The organism is Streptomyces sp. 13-12-16 (assembly GCF_002114215.1).
Taxonomy (GTDB): domain Bacteria; phylum Actinomycetota; class Actinomycetes; order Streptomycetales; family Streptomycetaceae; genus Streptomyces.
Genome location: NZ_NCTE01000960.1, coordinates 1 through 1,696, shown reverse-complemented (window position 1 = coordinate 1,696; position 1,696 = coordinate 1). Strand labels below are relative to the sequence as shown.

Here is a 1,696-nt window from a genome sequence, read left to right as displayed (position 1 = left end):
CACGGATCGCCGCCCACCTGCGGGCCCACGACGACGTGGACGAACTGGACGTCGCCGCCTCGCTCGCCCGCGGCCGGGCCGCCCTGGAGCACCGGGCCGTGATCGTGGACACCGGCCGCGACGGCCTGCTCGCCGGGCTCGACGCGCTCACGGCCGGCAAGTCGCCCGCCTCCGTCGTGACGGGCGTGCGGCGTGGCGACCCGCGCGCGGTGTTCGTCTTCCCCGGCCAGGGCTCGCAGTGGCAGGGCATGGGAGTGGACCTGCTGTCGTACTCCCCGGCCTTCGCGACCCGCTTCGGCGAATGCGCCAAGGCTCTCGAACCGTACGTCGAGTGGGACCTGCTCGACGTGCTGCACGGCGCGTCCGGCGCACCGCCCCTGGACGACGTCGACGTCGTCCAGCCCGTGCTCTGGGCGGTGATGGTGTCCCTCGCCGAGGCGTGGCGCGCCGCCGGCGTCGAACCGGCCGCCGTCGTCGGCCACTCCCAGGGCGAGATCGCCGCGGCCTGCGTCGCCGGCGCGCTGTCGCTGGAGGACGGCGCCCGCGTCGTCGCCCTGCGCAGCCGCATCATCCGCCAGGACCTGGCGGGCCGGGGCGGCATGATGTCGGTGGCCCTGCCCGCCGACCGCACGGCCGAACTCCTGGCGGACTGGGACGGCCGCCTCCAACTGGCCGTCGTCAACGGTCCCGGCTCCGTGGTCGTGTGCGGCGAACCGGAGGCCCTCGACGAGCTGCGGAGCCGCCTGGACACCGACGACGTCCAGGCCCGCCGCATCCCCGTGGACTACGCCTCCCACTCGGTGTTCGTGGAGGAGATCCGCAGCCGGCTGCTCACCGAGCTGACCGGCCTGGCGCCGCGGACCTCGTCCGTGCCGTTCTACTCCACCGTCACCGCGGGCCCGCTGGACACCGCGGGCCTCGACGTCGAGTACTGGTACACCAACCTGCGGCAGCCCGTACGGTTCGAGGAGACCACCCGGGCCCTGCTGGACGACGGCTTCGAGATCTTCATCGAGGCCAGCCCGCACCCCGGCCTGCTGGCCGGACTCGGCGAGACCGCCGAGTCGGCCGGCGTGGCGGCCGCGCTCGTCGGCACCCTGCGCCGCAAGGACGGCAGCCCGCGCAAGTTCCTCACCTCGCTGGCCGAGGCGTACGTACGGGGCGCGGACGTCGACTGGGAGACCCGGTTCGCCGGAAGCGGCGCCCGGCGCGTGGACCTGCCGACCTACCCGTTCCAGCGCAAGCGGTACTGGCTGGAGGTCACCGAACACACCGGCGACCCGCTGGCCAACGGACAGGTGTCCGCCGACCACCCGCTGCTGGGCGCCGCGGTGTCGGTCGCCGGGACCGGGGGAGTGCTCCTCACCGGCCGCCTGTCGCTCTCCACCCAGCCGTGGCTGGCCGACCACGCCGTCGGCGGCACCGTGCTGTTCCCCGGCTCCGGCTTCGTCGAACTGGCGATACGCGCCGGTGACGAGGTCGGCAGGGGACGCGTGGACGAGCTGACACTGGAGACGCCCCTCGTCCTGCCGGAGCGCGGCGGCGTCGCGGTCCAGGTCGTCGTCGACGCGGACCTGCGCACCGTGTCGGTCCACTCACGGCCCGAGGACGTGCCCGCCGGCGCCGCCTGGACACGGCACGCCCGGGGCACCCTCGCCGAGGCCGGTCCCGAGCCGGCGCACGAGCCCGCCCCCTG

The 1,696-nt window shown here is 75.1% G+C and carries 1 protein-coding gene; it reads left to right on the top strand.

Going from position 1 to position 1,696, the window contains the following annotated elements; all coding sequences use genetic code 11:
• On the top strand, window positions 1–1,696 hold a 1,696-nt coding region (locus B7767_RS33030), incomplete at both ends, for an acyltransferase domain-containing protein (RefSeq protein WP_143652751.1).